This is a genomic window from Blastococcus sp. SYSU D00868, assembly GCF_054050575.1.
Window position 1 is genome coordinate 144,428 of sequence record NZ_JBJGZO010000007.1, and the last position, 22,737, is coordinate 167,164.

Annotated in this window: 20 protein-coding genes; 14 read left to right on the top strand and 6 right to left on the bottom strand. The window is 75.7% G+C overall.

Annotated elements, in window-relative coordinates:
* The first annotated feature begins 59 nt into the window (after positions 1–59).
* Genes ACI79F_RS08865 through ACI79F_RS08890 form a run of 6 tightly spaced genes read left to right on the top strand, consistent with a single transcriptional unit; the run spans position 60 to position 7,282 of the window.
* On the top strand, positions 60–2,105 hold the full coding sequence (locus ACI79F_RS08865; protein WP_456545955.1) for an acetate--CoA ligase family protein: 2,046 nt from the start codon (positions 60–62) through the stop codon (positions 2,103–2,105).
* 1 nt (position 2,106) lies between these two features.
* Positions 2,107–3,792 (top strand): (2,3-dihydroxybenzoyl)adenylate synthase, encoded by a 1,686-nt coding sequence (locus ACI79F_RS08870; protein WP_456545954.1) that lies wholly within the window; start codon positions 2,107–2,109, stop codon positions 3,790–3,792.
* The gene (locus tag ACI79F_RS08875; RefSeq protein ID WP_456545953.1) at positions 3,789–4,883 is read left to right on the top strand and encodes a cupin domain-containing protein; all 1,095 of its coding nucleotides are present in this window, start codon (positions 3,789–3,791) and stop codon (positions 4,881–4,883) included. The genes ACI79F_RS08870 and ACI79F_RS08875 overlap by 4 nt, the downstream gene beginning before the upstream one ends.
* Positions 4,883–5,704, top strand: coding sequence for a fumarylacetoacetate hydrolase family protein (locus ACI79F_RS08880; protein WP_456545952.1), 822 nt, complete (start codon positions 4,883–4,885; stop codon positions 5,702–5,704). The genes ACI79F_RS08875 and ACI79F_RS08880 overlap by 1 nt, the downstream gene beginning before the upstream one ends.
* Complete coding sequence (locus ACI79F_RS08885; protein WP_456545951.1) at positions 5,701–6,396, top strand: maleylpyruvate isomerase family mycothiol-dependent enzyme; 696 nt, start codon at positions 5,701–5,703, stop codon at positions 6,394–6,396. Before ACI79F_RS08880 ends, ACI79F_RS08885 begins: the two co-directional genes overlap by 4 nt.
* Positions 6,397–6,418: 22 nt before the next feature.
* Positions 6,419–7,282, top strand: a complete 864-nt coding sequence (locus tag ACI79F_RS08890) for an amidohydrolase family protein (protein WP_456545950.1) — start codon at positions 6,419–6,421, stop codon at positions 7,280–7,282.
* On the opposite strand, the gene rocD is transcribed toward ACI79F_RS08890, so the two are convergent.
* Positions 7,255–8,547, bottom strand: a complete 1,293-nt coding sequence (gene rocD, locus ACI79F_RS08895; protein ID WP_456545949.1) for an ornithine--oxo-acid transaminase — start codon at positions 8,545–8,547, stop codon at positions 7,255–7,257. The two genes, ACI79F_RS08890 and rocD, sit on opposite strands and share 28 nt — an antisense overlap.
* Positions 8,548–8,674: 127 nt before the next feature.
* Between rocD and ACI79F_RS08900 the strand changes: the two genes are divergently transcribed.
* The 3 genes from ACI79F_RS08900 to ACI79F_RS08910 all read left to right on the top strand — a co-directional run bounded on the left by ACI79F_RS08900 (position 8,675) and on the right by ACI79F_RS08910 (position 10,015).
* Positions 8,675–9,040 (top strand): ArsR/SmtB family transcription factor, encoded by a 366-nt coding sequence (locus ACI79F_RS08900; RefSeq protein ID WP_456545948.1) that lies wholly within the window; start codon positions 8,675–8,677, stop codon positions 9,038–9,040.
* Positions 9,037–9,522 carry an SRPBCC family protein gene (locus ACI79F_RS08905; RefSeq protein ID WP_456545947.1) on the top strand — a complete coding sequence of 162 codons (486 nt, stop codon included), beginning with the start codon at positions 9,037–9,039 and terminating at the stop codon, positions 9,520–9,522. Before ACI79F_RS08900 ends, ACI79F_RS08905 begins: the two co-directional genes overlap by 4 nt.
* 193 nt (positions 9,523–9,715) lie before the next feature.
* Positions 9,716–10,015 (top strand): DUF1905 domain-containing protein, encoded by a 300-nt coding sequence (locus tag ACI79F_RS08910; protein ID WP_456545946.1) that lies wholly within the window; start codon positions 9,716–9,718, stop codon positions 10,013–10,015.
* Between the two features lie 36 nt (positions 10,016–10,051).
* Here ACI79F_RS08910 and ACI79F_RS08915 read toward each other — a convergent pair whose 3' ends face one another.
* Complete coding sequence (locus ACI79F_RS08915; RefSeq protein WP_456545945.1) at positions 10,052–11,752, bottom strand: cation:proton antiporter; 1,701 nt, start codon at positions 11,750–11,752, stop codon at positions 10,052–10,054.
* Between the two features lie 69 nt (positions 11,753–11,821).
* On the bottom strand, positions 11,822–12,823 hold the full coding sequence (locus tag ACI79F_RS08920; RefSeq protein ID WP_456545944.1) for an LLM class flavin-dependent oxidoreductase: 1,002 nt from the start codon (positions 12,821–12,823) through the stop codon (positions 11,822–11,824).
* Positions 12,824–13,026: 203 nt separating this feature from the next.
* Between ACI79F_RS08920 and ACI79F_RS08925 the strand changes: the two genes are divergently transcribed.
* On the top strand, positions 13,027–14,688 hold the full coding sequence (locus ACI79F_RS08925) for an AMP-binding protein (protein ID WP_456545943.1): 1,662 nt from the start codon (positions 13,027–13,029) through the stop codon (positions 14,686–14,688).
* A gap of 62 nt (positions 14,689–14,750) precedes the next feature.
* Here the strand turns inward: ACI79F_RS08925 and ACI79F_RS08930 are convergent, their stop codons facing one another.
* Positions 14,751–15,110 carry an STAS domain-containing protein gene (locus ACI79F_RS08930; RefSeq protein ID WP_456545942.1) on the bottom strand — a complete coding sequence of 120 codons (360 nt, stop codon included), beginning with the start codon at positions 15,108–15,110 and terminating at the stop codon, positions 14,751–14,753.
* Between the two features lie 171 nt (positions 15,111–15,281).
* Between ACI79F_RS08930 and icmF the strand changes: the two genes are divergently transcribed.
* From icmF to ACI79F_RS08950, 4 genes are all read left to right on the top strand, one after another.
* On the top strand, positions 15,282–18,515 hold the full coding sequence (gene icmF, locus ACI79F_RS08935; RefSeq protein WP_456545941.1) for a fused isobutyryl-CoA mutase/GTPase IcmF: 3,234 nt from the start codon (positions 15,282–15,284) through the stop codon (positions 18,513–18,515).
* Positions 18,516–18,530: 15 nt separating this feature from the next.
* Positions 18,531–19,037, top strand: coding sequence for a MarR family winged helix-turn-helix transcriptional regulator (locus ACI79F_RS08940; protein ID WP_456545940.1), 507 nt, complete (start codon positions 18,531–18,533; stop codon positions 19,035–19,037).
* A gap of 4 nt (positions 19,038–19,041) precedes the next feature.
* Complete coding sequence (locus ACI79F_RS08945; RefSeq protein ID WP_456545939.1) at positions 19,042–19,806, top strand: helical backbone metal receptor; 765 nt, start codon at positions 19,042–19,044, stop codon at positions 19,804–19,806.
* A 144-nt stretch (positions 19,807–19,950) separates the two neighbouring features.
* A complete protein-coding gene (locus ACI79F_RS08950) occupies positions 19,951–20,133 on the top strand; it encodes a hypothetical protein (protein WP_456545938.1) in 183 nt (60 codons plus the stop codon).
* 123 nt (positions 20,134–20,256) lie between these two features.
* On the opposite strand, the gene ACI79F_RS08955 is transcribed toward ACI79F_RS08950, so the two are convergent.
* Complete coding sequence (locus ACI79F_RS08955; protein ID WP_456545937.1) at positions 20,257–21,075, bottom strand: IclR family transcriptional regulator domain-containing protein; 819 nt, start codon at positions 21,073–21,075, stop codon at positions 20,257–20,259.
* A gap of 16 nt (positions 21,076–21,091) precedes the next feature.
* The gene (locus ACI79F_RS08960; protein WP_456545936.1) at positions 21,092–22,570 is read right to left on the bottom strand and encodes an amidohydrolase family protein; all 1,479 of its coding nucleotides are present in this window, start codon (positions 22,568–22,570) and stop codon (positions 21,092–21,094) included.
* Positions 22,571–22,737 lie beyond the last annotated feature (167 nt).

The following is a 22,737-nucleotide window of genomic DNA, read 5'->3' on the forward strand; positions in this document are numbered from 1 at the left end:
GCGAGGCACAGGAAGCGATGCCCACGTCCTGGCGACCGGGATGGGGGGTGTTGCTTCCCATGCCTGGTGACACCGACCGGCTGGCGCCGCTGTTCGCGCCGCGCGGGATCGCGGTGGTCGGGGCCTCCCGCGACCCGGCCAAGCTCGGCGCGGTCATGGCCCGGTCGCTGGCCCGGTTCCCCGGCCCGGTCGCCGGGGTCAACGCCCGCGACGTCGACCCCGCCGCCGGGCGCTACGCCTCGGTGGCCGACGCCGCGGCCGGCGCCGGCCCGATCGACCTGGCGGTGCTGTGCGTGCCCGCCGCCGTCTCCGCGCGGGCCCTGGCCGACGCCGCCGCGGGCGGGGTCCGCGCCGCGCTGGTCTGCTCCGGCGGGTACGCCGAGGCCGGCGGGCCGGGCGTCGGCCACCAGGCCGACCTGGCCGCCGCGGCCGCCGACGCCGGTGTCGCCCTGCTCGGGCCGAACACCTCCGGGTTCCTGGCGCCCGGCCGCTCGCTGACCGCCTCCTTCGTGCCCGGCGCGGCCGCGGTCGGCCCCGGGCCCGTCGCCGTGGTCGCGGCCAGCGGCGGGGTCAACCACGCGCTGGCCTTCCTGCTGGCCGAGGCGGGCCTCGGGGTCTCCCTGGCCGTGGGGCTCGGCAACGCGGTCGACGTCACCGCCGCCGACGTGCTGACCCACCTGGCCGCCGACCCGGCCACCCGGGCGGTCGCGCTGCACGTCGAGTCGGTGACCGACGGCCCGGCCCTGGTCGCCGCCGTCCGGGCCGCCACCGCCCGGGTGCCGGTGGCCGCGCTGGTCGTCGGCCGCGCCGACGTCGCCGAGTTCGCCCGCTCGCACACCGGCGCGCTGGCCACCTCCTGGCGCACCACCCGCGCCGCGCTCCGCGCCGCCGGGGCGGTGCTGGTCGACGACGAGCGGCAGCTGGTCGACGCGGTCACCGCGCTCTCGGCGCTGCGGCTGGCGCCGGCCGCCGACCCCGGCGTCGGCGTGGTCACCGCGCAGGCCGGGCCGGGCCTGCTGCACGTCGACGGCCTGCGCGGGCGCGGGGTCGCCGTCCCGCCGCTGGCCGACGCCACCCGCGAGCGGCTGGCCGGGCTGCTGCCGCCGCTGACCTTCCAGGCCAACCCGGTCGACACCGGCCGCCCCGGGACCGGCTTCGCCGACGTCCTCGCCGCCGTCGCCGCCGACCCGGCGGTCGGCCTGGTCAGCGCCTACGCCCTGGCCGAGCCCGACGCCCTGGACCTGCCCGCGGCCGTCCGGGCGGCGGGGGCCGGGCCGCTCGTGGTCGGCGTCGGCGGCCCGGCGGAGCAGGTGGAGCCGCAGCGCCGCGCGCTGCGCGGGCTCGGCGTGCCCGCCCTGACCAGCCCCGCCGGGCTCACGGCCGCGGTGACCGCGCTGGTGGACGACGCCCGCGGCCGCGCGGCGCGCCGGGACGCCGTCGACGTCGGGCCGGCGACCGGCCGCCTCGACCGGGACCTCGACGAGGACGAGGCCAAGACGCTGCTCGCCGGCCGCGGCGTCCCCTGCCCGCCGCGGCGCGCGTGCGCCGACCGCGCCGCCGCCCACGCGGCGCTGGCGCAGCTGCCCGGGCCGGTGGCGGTCAAGCTCCTCGACGCCGCGGTGACGCACAAGAGCGACGTCGGCGGGGTCGTCCTCGGCGTCCACGACGCCGCCGGCCTCGACGCGGCGCTGGACGCGCTGGCGGCCGCGGGCGCGACCCGGTTCCTCGTCGAGTCGATGGCCGCGCCCGGCGTCGACCTCATCGCCGGCGCCACCCGCGACCCGGTGTTCGGGCCCACCGTGCTGCTCGGCCTCGGCGGCGTGGTCGCCGAGGCGCTGGCCGACGTCGCCGTCGCCCCGGCGCCGCTGGACGCGACGGCCGCGGCCGGGCTCGCCGACGAGCTGGCCGGCCGCGCGCTGCTCGACGGCTTCCGCGGCGGCCCGGTCGCCGACCGCGCGGCGCTCGGGGCGGTGCTGGCGGCGCTGGGCGACCTGCTCGCCGCCCACCCGGAGGTCGAGGCGGTGGAGGTCAACCCGCTCCGGGTGACCGCCGACGGGTTGCTCGCCCTCGACGCCGTCGTCACGCTCGTCGAGGAGGCACGCTGACATGGAGCCCACCACCGCCACCCCGATCGCCGCGGGCACCGTCCCGTGGCCGGAGGAGCTCGCCCGCGAGTACACCCGGCGCGGCTGGTGGCGCGGGCGCTCGCTGGGCGCGGACCTGTACGCGGTCGCCGACACCCGCCCCGACGAGGTCGCGCTGGTCGACGGCGACGTCCGGCTGACCTCCGGCGAGCTCATGGCGCGGGCCGACGCGCTCGCCTCCCGGCTGGTCGACGACCTCGGCCTGCGCCGCGAGGACCGGGTGGTGGTCCAGCTGCCCAACTGCTGGGAGTTCGTCGTCCTCACCCTCGCCTGCCTGCGGGCGGGGATCGTGCCGGTCATGGCGCTGCCCGCCCACCGGCAGGCCGAGCTCGCCCACCTCGCCGCGCACGGGGAGGCCGCCGCGATCGCCGTGCCCGGCACGCTGCGCGGCTTCGACCACCAGGCGATGGCGGCCGACCTGGTCGCCGGCTCGGCGACGCTGCGGCACGTGCTCGTCGCCGGCGACGAGGTCCGGCCCGGCAGCACCGGGCTGACCGCGATGTGCGCGCCGCCGGCCGACGCCGCGGCCGAGCGGGCCCGTTGGGACGCCGACCAGCCCGGCAGCCGCTCGGTCGCGGTGTTCCTGCTCTCGGGCGGGACGACGGGGCTGCCCAAGCTCATCGCCCGCACCCACGACGACTACTCCTACAACGCCCGGCAGTCCGCGGCGGTCTGCGGCTTCGGCCCCGGCACCGTCTACCTCGTCGCGCTGCCGGCGTCGCACAACTTCCCGCTGGCCTGCCCGGGGATCCTCGGCGCGCTGCTGGCCGGGGGTCGGGTCGTGGTGCTCGGCTCGCCGGAGCCGGAGCGGGCCTTCGCCGCGATCGCCGCCGAGGGGGTGACGGTCACCGCCGCCGTCCCCGCCGTGGCCCAGCGCTGGCTGGCGCACGCCGCCGAGGCCGGTGCGGCGCAGCTCGCCTCGCTCGAGGTGCTCCAGGTCGGCGGCGCGCGGCTGGCCGACGAGGTCGCCCGCCGGGTGCGGCCGGTGCTCGGCGCCACCCTGCAGCAGGTCTTCGGGATGGCCGAGGGGCTGCTCAACTACACCCGCCTCGACGACCCCGAGGACGTCGTCTGCACCACGCAGGGCCGGCCGATGAGCGAGGGAGACGAGGTGCGCATCGTCGACGACGAGGACCGGGACCTGCCCGACGGCGTCCCCGGCGCGCTGCTCACCCGGGGGCCGTACACCCCGCGGGGCTACTACCGGGCGCCGGAGCAGAACGCCCGCGCGTTCACCGCCGACGGCTGGTACCGCAGCGGCGACGTCGTCCGCCGCCGGCCGGACGGCAACCTCGTCGTGGAGGGCCGCGACAAGGACATGATCAACCGCGGCGGCGAGAAGATCAGCGCCGAGGCGGTGGAGAACGTCGTCTACACGCTGCCGGAGGTGGCGCAGGTGGCCGCGGTCGCGATGCCGGACCCGGAGCTGGGGGAGCGGGTCTGCGTCTACGTCGTCCCCGCACCGGGGGCGACCCCCGACCTGGACCGCGTCCGCGCCGCCTTCGCCGCCGCCGGCGTCGCCCGGTTCACCTGGCCCGAGCGGCTCGAGGTCGTCGCCGAGCTGGCCACCACCAAGGTCGGGAAGATCGACAAGAAGGCGCTGCGCGAGGACCTCGCCGCGCGGCTCGCCGGGAGGAGCGCCGGATGACCGCCGTCCAGAAGAGCCCCGCCGACTTCGACAGCCCGGAGCACCAGGCCCGGCTGGCCGAGCTCTACCGCGACCTCGCCGCCGTCGGCATGACCCCGCTGTGGACGACCCGCGCGGACCTCATGCCGCACGCGCCGTCCCCGCGGGCGGTGCCGCACCTGTGGCGCTGGGCGCAGCTGTACCCGCTCGCGGCCCGCAGCGCCGAGCTGGTGCCGGTCGGCCGCGGCGGCGAGCGCCGGGCGATCAGCCTGGGCAACCCCGGCCTGCCCGGGGACCCGTACACGACCCCGACGCTGTGGGCCGCCATCCAGTACCTGGCGCCGCGGGAGGACGCGCCCGAGCACCGGCACTCCCAGTCGGCGTTCCGGTTCGTGCTCGAGGGCGAGGGCGTGTGGACCGTCGTCGACGGCGACCCGGTGGCCATGCGCCGCGGCGACCTGCTGCTCACCCCCGGCTGGCGCTTCCACGGCCACCAGAACGTCTCCGACACCCCGATGGCCTGGCTCGACGGCCTCGACATCCCGCTCGTCGCGCAGACCGACCAGGGGTTCTTCGAGTTCGGCCCGGACGTGGTCCGGGACCGGCGGACGCCGGAGCGCTCGGCCTCCGAGCGGCTGTGGGGCGGCCCGGGCCTGACCCCGGTCGCGGCCGCCGGCCCGCAGCCGCACTCCCCGCTGATGGCCTACCGCTGGGCGCACACCGACGCCGCGCTGGCCGCCCAGCTCGAGCTCGCCGCCGACGGCGTCCCCGGCACGCTGGTCGAGCCCGGCCACGCCGCGGTGCGCTTCACCAACCCGACCACGGGCGGGGACGCGCTGACCACGATGCGCACCGAGATGCACCGGCTGGCGGCCGGCGCGACCACGCGGCGCACCCGCACCACCGCCTCGTCGGTCTGGCAGGTCTTCTCCGGCGGCGGCACGGTGACGATGGACGGGACGACGGCGGCGCTCGAGCACGGCGACGTCCTCGCCGTCCCGTCGTGGACCGAGTTCTCCCTGTCCGCCGAGGGCGACCTCGACCTGTTCACCTTCTCCGACGCCCCGGTCTTCGAGAAGCTGTCCCTCCTCCGCACGGAAGCGAGCGCCTGATGCGCCTGGCCACCATCCGCACCGCGAGCGGGACGCGCGCCGTCCGCGTCGACGCCGACCGCGCCGTCGAGACCGGCCACACCGACGTCGGCGAGCTGCTGGCCGACCCCGGCTGGCGGGCGGTCGCCGAGGCCGCCGACGGCCCGGCCCACCCGAAGGAGGGCCTGGACCACGCGCCCGTGGTCCCGCGGCCGGGGAAGATCCTCTGCGTCGGGGTCAACTACGGCGCCCACATCGCCGAGATGGGCCGGGAGACCCCCGAGTTCCCGACGCTGTTCGCCAAGTACGCCGAGGCGCTGATCGGCGCGCACGACGACGTCGTGCTCCCCGCTGCCTCGGAGGCCGTGGACTGGGAGGGCGAGCTCGCCGTCGTCGTCGGGGCGACCGTGCGGCACGCCGACGAGGCCGCCGCGGCGGCGGCGATCGCCGGCTACTCCGTGCTCAACGACGTCACCGCCCGCGACTGGCAGTACCGCACGCTGCAGTGGCTGCAGGGCAAGACGTTCGAGGCCACCACCCCGTTCGGCCCCGAGCTGGTCACCCCCGACGAGGCCGGCGAGGGGCTGGAGCTGACCTGCGCCGTCGACGGCGAGGTCGTGCAGTCCGCGAACACCGCCGACCTCGTGTTCGGCGCCGCCGCGACCATCGCCTACGTCTCGACGGTGCTCACCCTGCGCCCCGGCGACGTGATCGCGCTGGGCACCCCGGGCGGCGTCGGGCACGCGCGGAAGCCGCCGCGCTACCTCGCCCCCGGCTCGGTGCTCACCACGGCGATCGCCGGGCTCGGCGAGTGCCGCAACACCTGCGTGGCGGAGAAGTGAGCGCCCCCGACGCGGCCGCCCGGCGGCGGTGGGTGGACGGCGAGCGGGCCGTCGGCACCGCGCTGGGCCGGCTGGTGCCCGAGGAGTACGCCGGCCCCTCGCTGCTGCCGGACTGGGACCGCGCCCACGTGCTCGCCCACATCGCCGGCAACGCCGACGCGTTGACCAACCTGCTGACCTGGGCCCGCACCGGCGTCGAGACGCCGATGTACGCCTCGCCGGAGGCCCGCGACGCCGAGATCGCCCGGCGCGCGGCGCTGCCCCCGGCGCAGCTGGAGGAGGAGCTGCTGGGGTCCACCCGGCGGCTGGCCGACGCGGTCACCGGCATGCCGGAGCAGGCGTGGGCGGCCGACGTCCGCACGTTCCAGGGCCGGACCGTCCCGGCGACCGAGGTGCTCTGGATCCGCGCCCGCGAGGTGTGGGTGCACGCGGTCGACCTCGACGCCGGCGTGGGGTTCGCCGACGTCCCGGCCGACGTCCTGGCCGCGCTGGTCGACGAGGTGTTCACCACCTGGGCGCGCAAGGGCACCCTGCCGGAGGTCACCGTGTTCGCCGGCGACCGCGAGTGGGGCAGCGGCGGCCCGGCCGTCGCCGGCTCGCTGCCGGCGGTCACCGGCTGGGTCACCGGCCGCACGGCGGGGGAGGAGCTGCGGGCCGACGGCCCGCTGCCCGCCCTGCCGCGGTGGATCTGACCGCGGCGTACGGTCGGCTCCCGTGCTCGACGGTCACGTCCTGGTGGACGCCCACGTCCACGTCCCGCACCTCGGCAGCCTCGCCCCGGCCTGGATCGACTGGGCCCGGCAGTTCGGCCGGCCGGGGATCCTCGAGGAGATCTGGCGGCCCGACGGCACGCCCGACCCGGCTTCGCTCGACGAGCACATGGGCGAGCAGGGCGTCGACGTCGCCCTGCTGTTCTGCGAGTACAGCCCCAAGGCGACCGGCTACCAGCACTTCGACGACCTGCTGCCGCTGGTCGAGCACAACCCGCGCCGGTTCCGGCCGGTGGCCAACGTCAACCCGCACCTGCACCACCCGATCGGCCGGGAGCTGACCCGGCAGCTGGACCTGGGCGCGGCGGCGCTGAAGATCCACCCGGTGCACGGCGGCTTCCGGGCCGACGACGCGATGATGTACCCCGCCTACGCGGTGCTGGTCGAGCGCGGCGTGCCGCTGGTGGTGCACTGCGGCACCAGCACCTTCCCCGGGTCGACCAACCAGTTCGCCGACCCGGTGCTGCTCGACCCGGTGCTGCGCGACTTCCCCGACCTGCAGGTCGTGCTCGCGCACGGCGGGCGCGGCTGGTGGTACGACGCCGCGGCGTTCCTCGCCGTCTCCCGGCCCAACGTCTGGATCGAGCTGTCCGGGCTGCCGCCCAAGCGGCTGCCCGAGTACTACAGCCGGTTCGACCTGGCCCGGCTGGCCCGCAAGTTCGTCTACGGCACCGACTGGCCCGGCGTCCCCGGCCAGGCGGCCAACGCCCGGGCGGTGGCGGCGCTGGACATCCCCGAGGACGTCGTCCCGCTGGTGCTCGGCGGCAACGCCCTGCGGATCTACTCGGGGCTGCTGCCGGCCGTCTGACCAGCCGCGCCCAGGACGGCGGCCAGCTGGTCGACCGCCCAGTCCACCTCCTCGGCGGTGACGACCAGCGGCGGCGCCAGCCGGATGGTCGAGCCGTGGGTGTCCTTGGTGAGCACGCCGCGGGCGGCCAGCCGCCGGCAGGCCTCGGCGCCGGTCATCAGGCCCGGGTCGACGTCGACGCCGGCCCACAGGCCGCGGCTGCGCACCGCGGTGACTCCGGCGCCGACGAGTTCCTGCAGGCGCGCGGCCAGCCGCGCCCCGAGCTCGCGCGCCCGCGCCTGGTACTCGCCGGTCTCCAGCAGCCGCACCACCGCGTGCCCGACCGCGCAGGCGAGCGGGTTGCCGCCGAACGTGGAGCCGTGGCTGCCGGGGGTGACCACCCCGAGGACGTCGGCCCGCGACACGACGGCCGACACCGGCAGGATGCCGCCGCCGAGCGCCTTGCCCAGCACGTACACGTCCGGGGTCACGCCCTCGAGGTCGCAGGCGAAGGTGCTGCCGGTGCGGCCGAGGCCGGACTGGATCTCGTCGGCGACGAACAGCACGCCGGCCTCGTCGCAGGCCGCCCGGACCGCGGGCAGGTAGCCGGGCGGCGGCACGACCACCCCGGCCTCGCCCTGCACGGGCTCGAGCAGCACCGCGACCGTGTCGGGGGTGAGCGCCGCCCGCAGCGCGGCCGCGTCGCCGTAGGGGACGACGTCGAAGCCGGGGGTGAACGGGCCGAAGTCGTCGCGGGCGACCGGGTCGGTGGAGAACCCGACGATCGTCGTCGTCCGGCCGTGGAAGTTGCCCGCGGCCACCACGATGCGGGCCCGGCCGGCCGGCACGCCGCGCACCCGGTAGCCCCAGCGGCGGGCCACCTTGACCGCCGTCTCCACCGCCTCGGCGCCGGTGTTCATGGGCAGCACCAGGTCCATGCCGGCCAGGGCGGCGAGGTCACGGGCGAACGGGCCGAGCCGGTCGTTGCCGAAGGCGCGGCTGGTGAGGGTGACCCGCTCCAGCTGCTCCCGCGCGGCGGCCACCAGCGCCGGGTGGCGGTGGCCGAAGTTCAGCGCCGAGTAGCCGGCCAGGCAGTCCAGGTAGCGGCGGCCGTCGACGTCGGTCACCCAGGCGCCCTCGGCCCGCGCCACGACCACCGGCAGCGGGGAGTAGTTGTGGGCCGTGACCGCCTCGGCGAGGGCGACCTGCTCGGCGGTGCGCGAGCCGGCGCGGGGGCCGGCCGAGGGGGCCGGCGGTCCGGCCGGCCGGGGGAGCGTGCTGCTCATGCCGCATGGTCGACCCGGGGGCGGCGCGCCGGGAAGGCCCCGGCGTACTCAACCAAGGGGTTGACAACGCGGGAACGGCTTCCTAGCCTCTTCCTCAACCGGTTGGTTGAGCAACGAGGAGGCCGACATGGCGGCGGACCCGCTCTCCCGGGTGTTCGCGGCCCTGGCCGACCCCACCCGCCGGGACATGGTGGCGCGGCTGACGCTCGGGGACGCGACGGTCAACGAGCTGGCGGCGCCGTACGACATCAGCCTGCAGGCCGTCTCCAAGCACGTGCGCGTGCTGGAGGACGCGGGGCTGGTGAGCCGGAGCCGGTCGGCGCAGCGCCGGCCGGTGCACCTGGAGGCGGAGGTGTTCGACCTCATGACCAAGTGGCTCGAGCGCTACCGGCGCGCCGCGGAGGAGCGCTACCGCCGTCTCGACGACGTCCTGGCGTCCCTGCCGGACGCCGACGCCCCCACCCACCCCACCGATGGAGGAGCACGGCCATGAGCACCGGCACCGCGCACGAGACGCAGATCGTCGCCGACCCCGACGTCCCGATGGTCCGCATCACCCGCGAGTTCGACGCGCCGCCCGCCAAGGTCTTCCGGGCCCACACCGACCCCGAGCTGGTGCGCCTGTGGAACGGGCCGCGCGGCCTGGAGATGCGCGTCGACCACTGGGACTGCCGGACCGGCGGCTCCTACCGGTACGTGCACACCCAGGGCGGCGAGGAGTACGGCTTCCACGGCTGCTTCCACGAGGTGCGGCCCGACGAGCTGATCGTGCAGACGTTCACCTACGAGGGCGTGCCGGACGGCGTGGCCCTGGAGAAGCTCGTCCTCGAGGAGCTGCCCGGCGGCCGGTGCCGGCTGACCGCCACCTCGCTGGTCGACTCCTTCGAGGGCCGCGACGCCTTCGTGGCCAGCGGCATGGAGATCGGCGTCCGCGAGGGCTACGAGCGCCTGGACGAGGTGCTCGCACGGGAGTGAGCCCGGCACCGGGGTCGAGCCGCGTCGCCGACCGTGGAGCCGCGCCGTGACGCGGCTCCACGGTCAGCCGGACGGCTGGACCCGCGGGCGGGCAGGGCCGCACCGCTCCGCGCCGGCGATGAGTTCCGGCCGGCCCGGCGGTCACTCCTGACGCCGGGCCGTCCGCACGCGCCGCCCGGCGTCCGGAGGGGACATGGACGGCACCACCGCGCACCGGCCGGGTCCGGTCGACGTGGAGTTCACCGCGCCGCTGGTACACAGCCCGGCGACGGGCGGCTGGACCTACGTGCAGATGCCCGGCTCCGCGGAGTTCTTCGGCACCCGCGGCCTGGTCCGCGTCCGCGGCACCGTCGACGGGCACCCCTTCCAGGCCTCGTTCATGGCCCTGGGTGACGGCACGCACAAGCTGCCGCTCAGGGCCGACGTCCGCCGGGCGATCGGCAAGGGCGCCGGGGAGACCGTGACCGTCCACCTGGCCGAGCGGCTCCCGTAGCGAGGGCGGGCGCGGCCGCCGCGTCCGCCGGCGCGGTCAGGCCGGGCGGGAGGGCAGCAGGCCCTCGGCGTGGTCGAGCTCGCGCTGCAGGGTCCGCAGGCTCTCGTCGGGCAGCCGGCCGACGTCGCGCCAGCGCAGCAGCTCCTCCCGCTCGGCGTCGAGCACGGCCCGCCGGACCCGCAGCGCCGCCTCGTACTCCGGGGACACGGGGATCTCGCCGCCCTCGGCGAACTGCAGCAGCGACAGCCGGCGCTCGTAGCGGTCCAGCCGGGTCTGCAGCGACAGCCGCAGGGTGTCGATGGCCTTGTCCTCCAGGTCGGTGTGCTGCTCGGCGTCCAGCTCCTCCAGCCGCGCCAGCCCCGCCCGGACGGCGGCGGCGCGGGCCTCGTTGCGCAGCCGCGCCTCCTCGGCCGAGTTCGCCCGCACCCGCAGCGTGCGGACCAGCGGCGCGAAGGTGAGCCCCTGCCCGACGAGGGTGACCAGCACGGCGACGAAGGCGCAGAACAGCAGCAGGTCGCGGTCGGGGAACGGCTCGCCGGCGTCCGTGGTCAGCGGCAGGGTGAAGATCGCGGCGAGGCTGATGACCCCGCGGGTGCCGGCCCAGCTGAGCACGACGATCTCGCGGCCGGACAGCCGCCCGGTGCGGTGCCGCCCGCCGAACGCCGTCGCCGACCGGCCCGTGACCGGCGGCGCGTCCGCGGCGCCCTCGCCGTCCCCGGTGTCCTGTCCGCCGAGCCGGGCGTGCATCCAGGCCGGCATCGACTCGGTGAGCAGCATCCACAGCGGCCGCAGCAGCAGCATCACGCCGATCGTGATCGACACGGCGATCACGATCGTGGAGACGGCGTAGTCGCTGAGGTTCTCGATGACCGAGGGCAGCTGCAGGCCGATCAGCAGGAAGACGACGCCCTCGAGCAGGTAGTCCACCAGCCGCCACACCGCCCGGGTCTGCAGCCGGGTCGCGCCCGACTGCCAGTAGGGCGCGTTGTGCCCGATCACCAGCCCGGCGACGACGACGGCGAGCACGCCCGACACGTGCACCGCCTCGGCGAGCAGGTAGGCCACGAACGGCGTGGCCAGCGACACCGCGTTCGACGACAGCGGGTCGCGCCGCAGCCGGCGCAGCGGCCGGACGCCGTAGGCCACTGCCAGGCCGGCGACGACGCCGCCGGCCGCGGCGAGGGCGAACTGGCCCAGCGCGGCTGGGGTGGAGAAGCCGTCGCCCTGCGCCGCGGCGACCGCGACGGTGAGCAGCGTGAGCGCGGTGGCGTCGTTGAGCAGCCCCTCGCCCTGGATCAGGGTGAGCAGTCGCGGCGGCAGGCCGACCCGCCGGCCGACGGCCAGCGCGGCCACCGGGTCCGGCGGGGCGACGGCGGCTCCCAGCGCGATCCCGGCGGCGACGGTGGCCCCGGCGACGAACAGGCCGAACCCGATGCCGATGAGCACCGCCGTCGCGATCACCAGCAGGACCGACAGGCTGACTACCGTGCGCAGGTTCTTGCGGATCGCGAGCAGCGAGGAGTCCAGCGCCGCGCTGTAGAGCAGCGGCGGCAGGACGAGGGTCAGCACCACGTGCGGGTCCAGCTCCACGTTCGGCCCCGGCAGGTACGCGTAGGCGATCCCCAGCAGGGTGAGCAGGGCCGCCGCGGGCAGGCCGGTCCGCTCCGCCACCCGGTGGACGGCGACGGTCACCGCGATCGCGGCGAGGACGAGGAGCAGGGCGGTCTCGACACTCACCGCCGCATCCTCCCGGCACCGGCGCGACGCCTCACCCCGACGTCCCGTGGCCCCGGCCGGGAGCGGGGCTCACGCGGCGACCGACTCCATCGCCGCGGCGGTCAGCTCGACGGCGCGCAGCCGGGCCTCGGGGCGGGGCGCCTGGAAGGCCACGATCAGCTCGTCGGCGTCGGCGAGCGCGCGGAAGGCGGTCAGCTGCTCGCGCACCTCGGCGGCCGTCCCCACCGCGGTGTGGGTGAGCATCCCGTCGACGTGCACCCCGGCGCCGCCGTCCAGCAGCAGGTCGGCCTCGGCGTCGGTCAGCTCGCGGCCGCGGCCGAACAGCCCGACGGCCAGCCGGCGGCGCACCTGCTCGAGGTCGGCGCGGGCGGCGTCGGTGCTGTCGGCGGCGACCACGTTCACCCCGGCGATCACGTACGGCTGCGCCAGCTCCGCCGAGGGCCGGAACTCGCTGCGGTAGGCCGCGACCGCCTTCTCCAGCAGCTGGGGGGCGAAGTGCGAGGCGAAGGCGTACGGCAGGCCGAGGGCGGCCGCCAGCGTGGCGCCGAACATCGAGGAGCCCAGCACGTACAGCGGCACCCGGGAGCCCTTGCCGGGGACGGCGTCCACGCCCGGCACCCGGGTCTCGCCGGCGAGGTAGCCCTGCAGCTCCAGCACGTCCTGCGGGAAGCGGTCGGCCGAGTGGGCGTCGCGGCGCAGCGCGTACATCGTGTTCTGGTCGCTGCCCGGCGCGCGGCCCAGGCCGAGGTCGATCCGGCCCGGGTACATCGCCTCGAGCGTGCCGAACTGCTCGGCGATCGTCAGCGGCGAGTGGTTGGGCAGCATCACGCCGCCGGCGCCGAGCCGGATGGTGCGCGTGTGCGCGCCGACGTGGCTGATCAGCACGCTGGTCGCCGAGGAGGCGATGGTCGGCATGTTGTGGTGCTCGGCGTACCAGACCCGCCGGAACCCGTGCTCCTCGGCGGCGCGGGCGAGGGCGACGCTGGCCGCGATGCTCTCGCCGGCGGTCTGCCCGGGCGCGATCGGGGCCAGGTCGAGGACGGACAGCGGCAGGGGCTGGGACGGCGACATGGTGCGGGGACCTCTCGTTCGGCTCGGCACCCCGACCGGGGGCGAGCGGGATCGCCCGGACTAGGGGCGAGTGTCGTTGTCGGGGGCAACCGCCCGCGCGGCCGTCCGCTTCCCGGTCCCCCCGTCCGTAGGTGGTGACGTGCCCCGCTCCGGGTGGAGGGTGGCCCGGTCACCCCGTCGTCGTCGTCCGCGGAGGACGCGCCATGACCAGCAGCCAGCCGCCTCAGCCCTCCTACGCCAGCGGGACGTCGACCGTGCCGCTGCTCGGCGACACGATCGGCGCGAACCTCGACCGCACGGTCGCGCGGGTGGGGGAGCACGAGGCGCTGGTCGAGTGCGCCACCGGCCGGCGCTACAGCTACCCGGAGTTCGCCGCCGAGGTCGAGGCGGTGGCCCTCGGCCTGGACGCGCTCGGCGTCGCGAAGGGCGACCGGGTCGGCATCTGGGCGCCCAACTGCGCGGAGTGGGCGTTCGTGCAGTACGCGACGGCGAAGCTCGGCGCGATCCTGGTGAACATCAACCCGGCCTACCGCACCCACGAGCTGGCCTACGTGCTGCGCCAGGCCGGGATCTCCGTGCTGGTCAGCGCCCCGGAGTTCAGGACCAGCGACTACCGGGCGATGGTCGGCGAGGTCCGCGGCGACTGCCCGGCCCTGCGCGAGGTCGTCTTCCTGGGCGACCCGGCGTGGGAGCGGCTGCTGGAGACCGGGCGGGCCGGCGACCGGGAGCTGCTGGCGCGCCGGGAGGCGGAGCTGTCGGCCGACGACCCGATCAACATCCAGTACACGTCCGGCACGACCGGCTTCCCGAAGGGCGCCACGCTCACCCACCACAACCTGCTCAACAACGGCTTCTTCGTCGGCGAGGGCTGCGGCTACACCCAGGCGGACCGGATCTGCATCCCGGTGCCCTACTACCACTGCTTCGGCATGGGGATGGGCAACCTCGCGGCCACCAGCCACGGCGCGACGATGGTGATCCCGGCCCCCGGCTTCGACCCGGCCGCGACCCTGCGGGCCGTGCAGGAGGAGCGCTGCACGTCGCTGTACGGCGTCCCCACGATGTTCATCGCCGAGCTCGCCCTGCCCGACGTCGGCGAGTACGACCTGTCCTCCCTGCGGACCGGGATCATGGCCGGCTCGCCGTGCCCGGTGGAGGTGATGAAGCGGGTGGTCGCCGAGATGGGCATGACCGAGGTGACCATCTGCTACGGCATGACCGAGACCTCGCCGGTGTCCACGCAGACCGGCGCGGACGACGACCTGGACCGGCGCACCTCCACCGTGGGCCGGGTGCACCCGCACCTGGAGGTGAAGATCGTCGACCCCGAGACGGGGCTGACGGTGCCGCGCGGGACGCCGGGGGAGTTCTGCACCCGCGGCTACTCGGTGATGCTCGGCTACTGGGAGGAGCCGGAGAAGACCGCCGAGGTCATCGACGCCGCCCGCTGGATGCACACCGGCGACCTCGCCGTGATGGACGGCGAGGGCTACGTCAACATCGTCGGCCGGATCAAGGACATGGTCATCCGGGGCGGGGAGAACGTGTACCCGCGGGAGATCGAGGAGTTCCTCTACACCCACCCCGACGTGGTCGACGCGCAGGTGATCGGCGTCCCCGACGAGCGCTACGGCGAGGAGCTCATGGCGTGGGTGCGGCTGCGCGAGGGCGCCGAGCCGCTCACCGCCGAGGCGCTGCGCGAGTTCTGCGCCGGCCGGCTGGCCCACTACAAGGTCCCGCGCTACGTCAAGGTCGTCGACGCCTTCCCGATGACGGTCACGGGCAAGATCCGCAAGGTCGAGATGCGCGAGGTCTCGGTGCGCGAGCTGGGCCTGGAGGCCGCCGCCGCCACCCGCAACGCTTGAGCGGAGTCGCCGGGGAACGGTCTCCGTTCCCCAGCGACTCCGCTGCCGTCACCGCCGCGCGGTCACCCCGCGACCGGGGGCACCGGGTGCAGCACCGGCAGCAGGTCGCCGGTGCCCGTCACCTCGATGAGCCGGCGGACGCCCCGGCTGGCCCGCGTGAGCACGAGGCGGCGGCCGTCGGCGGCGGCGCGGTCGCGGGCCCGGACGAGGGCGGCCAGCCCGCCGCCGTCGCAGAAGGTGACCGCGGCGGCGTCCACCGTCCAGGTGGCCCCGGGCGGCGCGGCCGCGAGCGCGGGCAGCGCCTCGGCCAGCAGGTGGGCCGAGCAGTGGTCGAGCTCCCCGATCAGGGTCACGCGCGCGTAGTGCGCGTCGACGGAGACGACCAGGGGGGAGTCGGAGGAGGCGCGGAAGGCGAGCGACATGGCCGACCTACTCGGTTGGAGTGCGGTGCGGGCCGTCGATTCGACCTACCTGGCATGTGTAGCCGGAACGGGTCGACGCTACACCGCCGGCGGCCCGGAAAAGATCCGTGGACGTCCAAACAATCGGGTAGGGTCCTTGGACGTCCGAGCATCCCGCGTCTGGAGCCCGCCGTGACCGCCGCCCCGCTGCACGTCCCCGTCCACCCGGTCCGGTTCGTCACCGCCGCCAGCCTCTTCGACGGCCACGACGCGGCCATCAACGTGATGCGCCGGCTGCTGCAGAGCCAGGGCGCGGAGGTGGTGCACCTCGGCCACGACCGCGGGGTGGACGCCGTCGTCCGCGCGGCCCTGGAGGAGGACGTGCAGGGGGTGGCGATCTCCTCCTACCAGGGCGGGCACGTCGAGTACTTCTCCTACCTGCGGGAGCGGCTGACCGCCGCCGGCGCCGGGCACGTGCGGGTGTTCGGCGGCGGGGGAGGGGTGATCGTCCCCGAGGAGATCGCGCTGCTGGCCGAGCGCGGGGTGCGGGTCTTCTCCCCGGAGGACGGCGCCCGCCTCGGCCTGCCCGGCATGGTCAACGAGCTCGTCCGCGAGTGCGACGTCGACCTGGCCGCCACCGCGCCGTCCGCCGAGGCGGTGCTGGGCGGCGACCGGGCCGCGCTGGCCCGCGCGGTCACCGTGCTCGAGGCGGGCCGGGCGCCGGAGCTGGCGGCGGCGCTGCGGGAGGCGGCCGCGGCCCGCGCGGTGCCGGTGCTGGGCATCACCGGCACCGGCGGGTCGGGCAAGTCCTCGCTGACCGACGAGCTGCTGCGCCGGCTGCGGCTGGACCAGGGCGACCGGCTGCGGGTCGCCGTCGTGGCGATCGACCCGACCCGCCGGCGCGGCGGGGGCGCCCTGCTGGGCGACCGGATCCGGATGAACGCCCTGGAGGAGACGGTCGGCGGCGACCGCACCTTCTTCCGCTCCCTGGCCACCCGGACCGCCGGCGCGCAGGTGCCCGAGCACCTGGACGACGTGCTGGCCGCGGTGAAGGCCGCCGGGGTCGACCTGGTGGTGGTGGAGACGCCGGGCATCGGGCAGGGCGACGCGGCGATCGTGCCGTTCAGCGACGTCTCGCTGTACGTGATGACGCCCGAGTTCGGCGCCGCGTCGCAGCTGGAGAAGATCGACATGCTCGACTTCGCCGACGTCGTGGCGGTGAACAAGTACGAGCGGCGGGGCGCCGAGGACGCCCGCCGGGACGTCGCCCGCCAGATGGTCCGCAACCGGGAGGCGTTCGGGCAGCCGTGGGAGGCCATGCCGGTCTTCGGCACCAGCGCCGCCCGGTTCAACGACGACGGCGTCACCGCGCTGTACCAGCACCTGCGCGCGCTGCTGGCCGAGCGGGGCCTCGCGGTGGGCGAGGGTGCGCTGCCCGCGGTCGACGTCCGCGCCTCGTCGGGGCTGTCGAGCGTCGTCCCGTCGTCCCGGTCGCGGTACCTGGCCGAGATCACCGAGACCGTGCGCGGCTACCACCGCGCCACCGAGGAGCAGGCCGGGCTGGCCCGCCGCCGGCAGCACCTGGCCACCGCCGCCGAGGTGCTCGACGGGGAAGCCGCGGCGGCCGCGCGGGCGGCCGCCGACGCCACCGGGCTGCTCCCGGAGGTCGCCGGGCTGCTCGAGCGCTGGCCGGCCACCGTCGAGCAGTACTCCGGCGACGAGCTGACCTACACCGTCCGCGGCAGGGACATCACCGTGCCGCTGACCCGGGAGACGCTGTCGGGCACCAAGGTGCGGCGGGTCGCGCTGCCGCGCACCCGCGACGACGGCGAACTGGTCCGGTTCCTGCGCCGGGAGAACCTGCCCGGCGCCTTCCCCTTCACCGCCGGCGTCTTCCCGGTCAAGCGCGAGGGCGAGGCGCCGGCCCGGATGTTCGCCGGCGAGGGCGACCCGTTCCGCACCAACCGCCGCTTCAAGCTGCTGAGCGAGGGCCAGCCGGCCACCCGGCTGTCGACCGCGTTCGACTCGGTGACCCTCTACGGCCGGGACCCGGAGCTGCGACCCGACGTCTACGGCAAGGTCGGCACCTCCGGGGTCTCGATCGCCACGCTGGACGACATGCGGGAGCTCTACGCGGGCTTCGACCTGTGCGCGCCCACCACGTCGGTGTCCATGACGATCAACGGCCCGGCGCCGGCGATCCTCGCGATGTTCCTGAACACCGCCATCGACCAGCGGCTGGCGGCCTTCCGCGCCGAGGAGGGCCGGGGGCCCGACGCCGCGGAGGCCGAGGAGATCCGGGCCTTCGTGCTGTCGACCGTGCGCGGCACGGTGCAGGCCGACATCCTCAAGGAGGACCAGGGCCAGAACACCTGCATCTTCTCCACCGAGTTCGCGCTGCGGTGCATGGCCGACATCCAGGAGTGGTTCATCGACCACCGGGTGCGCAACTTCTACTCGGTGTCGATCTCCGGCTACCACATCGCCGAGGCCGGGGCGAACCCCATCAGCCAGCTGGCGTTCACGCTGGCCAACGCCTTCACCTACGTCGAGGCCTACCTCGCCCGCGGCATGGCGATCGACGACTTCGCGCCCAACCTGTCCTTCTTCTTCTCCAACGGGATGGACGCCGAGTACACCGTCATCGGCCGGGTCGCCCGCCGGATCTGGGCGGTGGCCATGCGCGACCGCTACGGCGCCGGCCCGCGCGCCCAGCAGCTGAAGTACCACGTGCAGACCTCGGGGCGGTCGCTGCACGCCCAGGAGATGGACTTCAACGACATCCGCACCACCCTGCAGGCGCTGTGCGCGATCTACGACAACGCCAACAGCCTGCACACCAACGCCTACGACGAGGCCGTGACCACCCCGTCGGCGCACTCGGTCCGCCGCGCGCTGGCCATCCAGATGATCATCGACCGCGAGTGGGGCCTGGCCGCCAACGAGAACCCGCTGCAGGGGTCGGCGATCGTCGAGGAGCTCACCGACCTGGTCGAGGCCGCGGTGCTGGCGGAGTTCGACCGGATCGCCGAGCGCGGCGGCGTGCTCGGCGCGATGGAGACCGGCTACCAGCGCGGCCGGATCCAGGACGAGTCGATGCTGTACGAGCACCGCAAGCACGACGGCTCGCTGCCCATCATCGGCGTCAACACCTTCCTCGATCCGCACCGCTCCGAGCAGCCCGCGACCTCGCTGGAGCTCGCCCGCGCCACCGAGGACGAGAAGAAGTCCCAGCTCGCCCGGCTGGAGGACTTCCACACCCGGCACGCCGCCGAGGCCCCGGCCGCCCTCGCCCGGCTCCGGGAGGTCGCGATGGGCGGCGGCAACGTGTTCGCCGAGCTCATGGACGCCGTCCGGGTGTGCTCCCTCGGGCAGATCAGCGAGGCCTTCTTCGAGGTGGGTGGCCGGTACCGCCGCAGCGTGTGAGTCATCATGACCGCCGTGAGCACGCCGTCCCTGCCCTTCGACCCCGTCGCGGAGGCGACCCGGCACTGGCGCGAGCACGGCTGGGGGGACGCCGCCGTCGGCATGGAGGCGGTCACGTCGCTGATGCGCGCGCAGGCCATCGTGCAGGCGCGGGTGGACGAGGTGCTGCGCCCGCTGCAGCTGACCTTCGCCCGCTACGAGCTGCTCATGCTGCTGTCGTTCACCCGCACCGGCGCGCTGCCGATGGCCAAGGCCGGCGCGCGGCTGCAGGTGCACCCGGCCAGCGTCACCAACGCGGCGAGCCGGCTGGAGGCCGCGGGGCTGGTGCGGCGGCGTCCGCACCCCGAGGACGGCCGCGGCGTGCTGGTCGAGATCACCGACGCCGGCCGGTCGCTGGCCGCGGAGGCCACGGCCCGCATCAACGAGGTCTTCGCCGCGCCGGAGCTGAGCAACGACCGGATGCGCGAGCTGATCGACATCCTGCGCGACCTGCGCCGCTCGGCCGGCGACTTCGCCTCCTGACCCGGTGACGCCCGTCGACGACCTGGGGACGGCGGTGCCGCTGGCCCGGCCGCCGCGGCGGGTGGTGTCCCTGGTCCCGTCGCTCACCGAGGCGCTGGCCGCCACCGTGCCCGACCGGCTGGTCGGCGCCACCGACTGGTGCACCCACCCGGCCGGGCTGGACGTCGCCCGGGTGCGCGGCACGAAGAACCCCGACCGGGCGGCGATCGCCGCGCTGGCGCCGGACCTCGTCGTCGCCAACCGGGAGGAGAACCGCCGGCTGGACGTCGACCGGCTGCGGGCGGCCGGTATCCCGGTGTGGGTCACGGTGGTGGAGTCGGTGGACGAGGCGCTGGCCTCGCTGCGCCGGCTGTTCGCCGAGGCGCTCGGGGTGGGCGAGCCGGGTTGGCTGGCCGAGGCGGGTGCGGCCTGGGCGGCACCCGCGCCGGCGTCCGGGCTCCGCGTCGCCGTCCCGATCTGGCGGGACCCGTGGATGGTGGTCGGCCCGCGCACCTTCGCCGGGGACGTGCTCGACCGTCTGGGTCTGGTCAACGCGTTCGGGGCGGGGGAGGACCGCTACCCGCGGGTGACCGTCGAGGAGATCCGGGCGGCCGGCACCGAGGCGGTGCTGCTGCCCGACGAGCCCTACCGGTTCACCGCCGACGACGGCCCCGAGGCGTTCGACGGACTGCCCGCCGCGCTGGTCTCCGGCCGCGACCTCACCTGGTACGGCCCCTCGCTGGCCGGCGCCCGCGCCCGCCTGGCCGCCGCGGTCGCCGCCCTCACCTGACCGGCCAGATCTGCACACTCGTCACCATCAGCGCCTGATGCCGCCGAGTGTGCAGATCTCGACGGGGCACCAGCCGCTCGCCATCGGGCGTCCCGGGGTCCTCCGGCACTGCGCGCGCGACGGCCCCCGCCCTAGCGTCTGCCCATGACGCACAAGCCCCTCCGGTGCCGGCTGGGGTTCCACTCGTACGTCCAGCGGCGGCCGGACGACGAGCGCAGCCACGGACCGGACCAGAAGATCTGCCGCCTCTGCGGGAAGCGGACCGGCACCCCGTACGGGAACCTGCCCTCGGCCGGGCTGAGCGGGCCCGGCGGCGGCATCGGCTGACCGGCCGCCACCACCGAGCGTCGTCACCGCCACCACCGCTGAGGGTCGTCCCGGCAGCGGCCACGGCGGGGCTGCTCCCGGCCGGTCGCGGGGCAACGCTCCCGCCGCGCCGGGGGCCGGGGGTCAGCCGTGGGCGGCGGGGCGGGGCAGCTCGGCGTGCGGGCGGGCCCGCCACCGCGCCCAGTCCGCGCTCACCTCGCCGGCTGCGCGCAGCAGCCGGGGCAGGTGCTCGCCGAGCAGCCGCTCGGTCGAGGTCTCCGAGGCGTGCACGGTCACGTTCATCGCCGCCCGGACGGCGCCGTCGCCGTCGCGCACCGGCACGGCCACCGACCGGACGCCGGGCGCGAGCTCCTCGTCGGCCAGGGCCCAGCCGCGGGCCCGCACCCCGGTGAGCTCCTCGCGCAGCTGCTCCTCGGTGGTGCCGATGTACGGCGGGAGCCCGGCGCGGCTCGGCTGGGCCAGCACCCCGGCGAGCTCGGCCGGCGGCAGCGCGGCCAGCAGCACCTTGCCCTGCGAGGTCTGCGCGGCCGGGAAGCGGGTGCCGATCTCCACCCGCAGCGCGATGAGCTTCGGCACCGACACCCGCGCGACGTAGACGATGTCGGAGCCGTCGAGCTGCGCCATCGAGGAGGACTCGCCGGTCTGCGCGACCAGGTCCTCCAGGTGCGGCCGGGCGACGTCCCACAGCCCGAGCGACCCCACGTACGCCATGCCCAGGTCCAGCACCCGCGGGGTCAGCTCGAACCCGGCGGGCCCCGACCGCACGTAGCCCAGCTCGGTCAGGGTCAGCAGCAGCCGCCGGGCCGTGGGCCGGGCCAGGCCGGCGGCAGCCGCCACCTCCGACAGGGACATCACCCGGTGGGCGGGCCCGAAGCAGGCCAGCACGTCGAGGCCGCGCGCCAGCGCCTCGACGAAGTCCGGCCCCGCCCCGCGTCCCGCCATCTCTGTCCTCCGCGCCTCAGCGACCCAGCACGCGGTCCTCGCCGCCGGCCCGCTTCGACTCGTCCTTGTAGTCGCTGTACTGGTACGGGTTGTCCAGGATCTCGGCCTCGGCCTCGGGCATCTCGGGGAACATCCCGGCCTCCCAGACCTCCTCGCCGCACTCGCCGCGCAGGTGGTCGATGGTGTTCTCGACCTCCCGGCGCACCGCGGCGAGGTCGACGCCGACCAGCTTCCCCTCCGACTTCACCACCCGGCCGTCGACCAGCACGGTGTGCACGTCGCCGCGCTGCGCCTGGAACGCCACGTGCCCGAACGGGTTGAGCAGCGGGAACGACACCGGCGAGGAGTCGTTCTTGATCAGGACGACGTCGCCCTTGTACCCGGGCTCGAGCCGGCCCAGGTCGCCGCCGCGGCCGATGGTGTGCGCGCCGCCCCGGGTGCACCACTGGACGACGTCGCGGGCCCGCAGCCGCAGGTGCGTGATCGTCTCGCCCTTGAGGTGGGCGTCCATGTGCTCGCTCATCCGGTCGGCGTTCAGCGTCGCCCGCATCGCGGAGAACATGTCACCGCTCCACCACACGCTGGTGTCCATCGACAGCGAGACGGGGATGCCGTGCTTGAGCACCTGCTCGGTCGGGGCGTGCCCCTGACCGGCGCTGCACTCGGACTCGGTCGCGACGGAGATCGACCCGCCGGTGCCGGCGATCCGCTGGTAGCTGTCGGCGGTCAGCGTCGCCGCGTGCACGTAGGTGGTCTCCGGCGTCATGAAGCCGCCGTCGTACATCTGCTGGATGCCGGTGTCGTTCGTGGCGGCCCACACGCCGGCGTGGGTGGTGACCGGCAGCCCCAGCTCGCGGGCCACCTCGAACGCCGCCCTCTCGGGGAACGCCGGGTCGCCGGTGACGTCGAAGGCCAGCTGGACGCCCATCATGTCGTCGCGCTCGTCGCGCAGCCGCTCGAGGAACGAGCGCACGGCCGGGTCGGCGGTCCACTCCCACGGGCCGGCCTGGATGTTGCCGTAGGCCAGCACGAACCGGCCGGGCGTCGACCGGAGCGCCTCGAGGGCGGCCTCGCCGTGCTCGACGCTCTGCAGGTTGTGCGACCAGTCGACGGTCGTGGTCACGCCCGCGTCGAGCGACTCGATCGCGGCGAGCCGGTTGCCGGCGGCGATGTCCTGCGGGCGGAACTTCTTGCCGTGCTCGAGGTAGTACCAGACGAAGTACTGGGTGAGCGTCCAGTCGGCGCCGTAGCCGCGCATCGCCGTCTGCCACATGTGCCGGTGGGTGTCGATCATGCCGGGCATCACGATGCCGCCGGTCGCGTCGATCTCCTGGGTGCCCTCGGGCACGTCGAGCGCGGTGCCGACGGCGGCGATCCGGCCGTCCGCGACCAGCACGTCAGCGCCGGACAGCACGCTGCCCGCGTCGTCCATCGGGAGGACGGTGCCGCCGCGCAGGACGACGGGCCGGCCGGCCTCGGTGCTCGGGTCGCTCATGGGGATCCTCCTCGACTCGGACGACGACGCTGTCGGACGCCCGTCCGCGATGCGGTCGGCACGCCGGGTGCGGCCACCCTGGCCGTGACCGGCGACACGTGTCAAGGCATCGAGACGGACGATCGCGTCCGGTTGACAGGCGCGCGGACCGGCGCCGAGACTCCGGC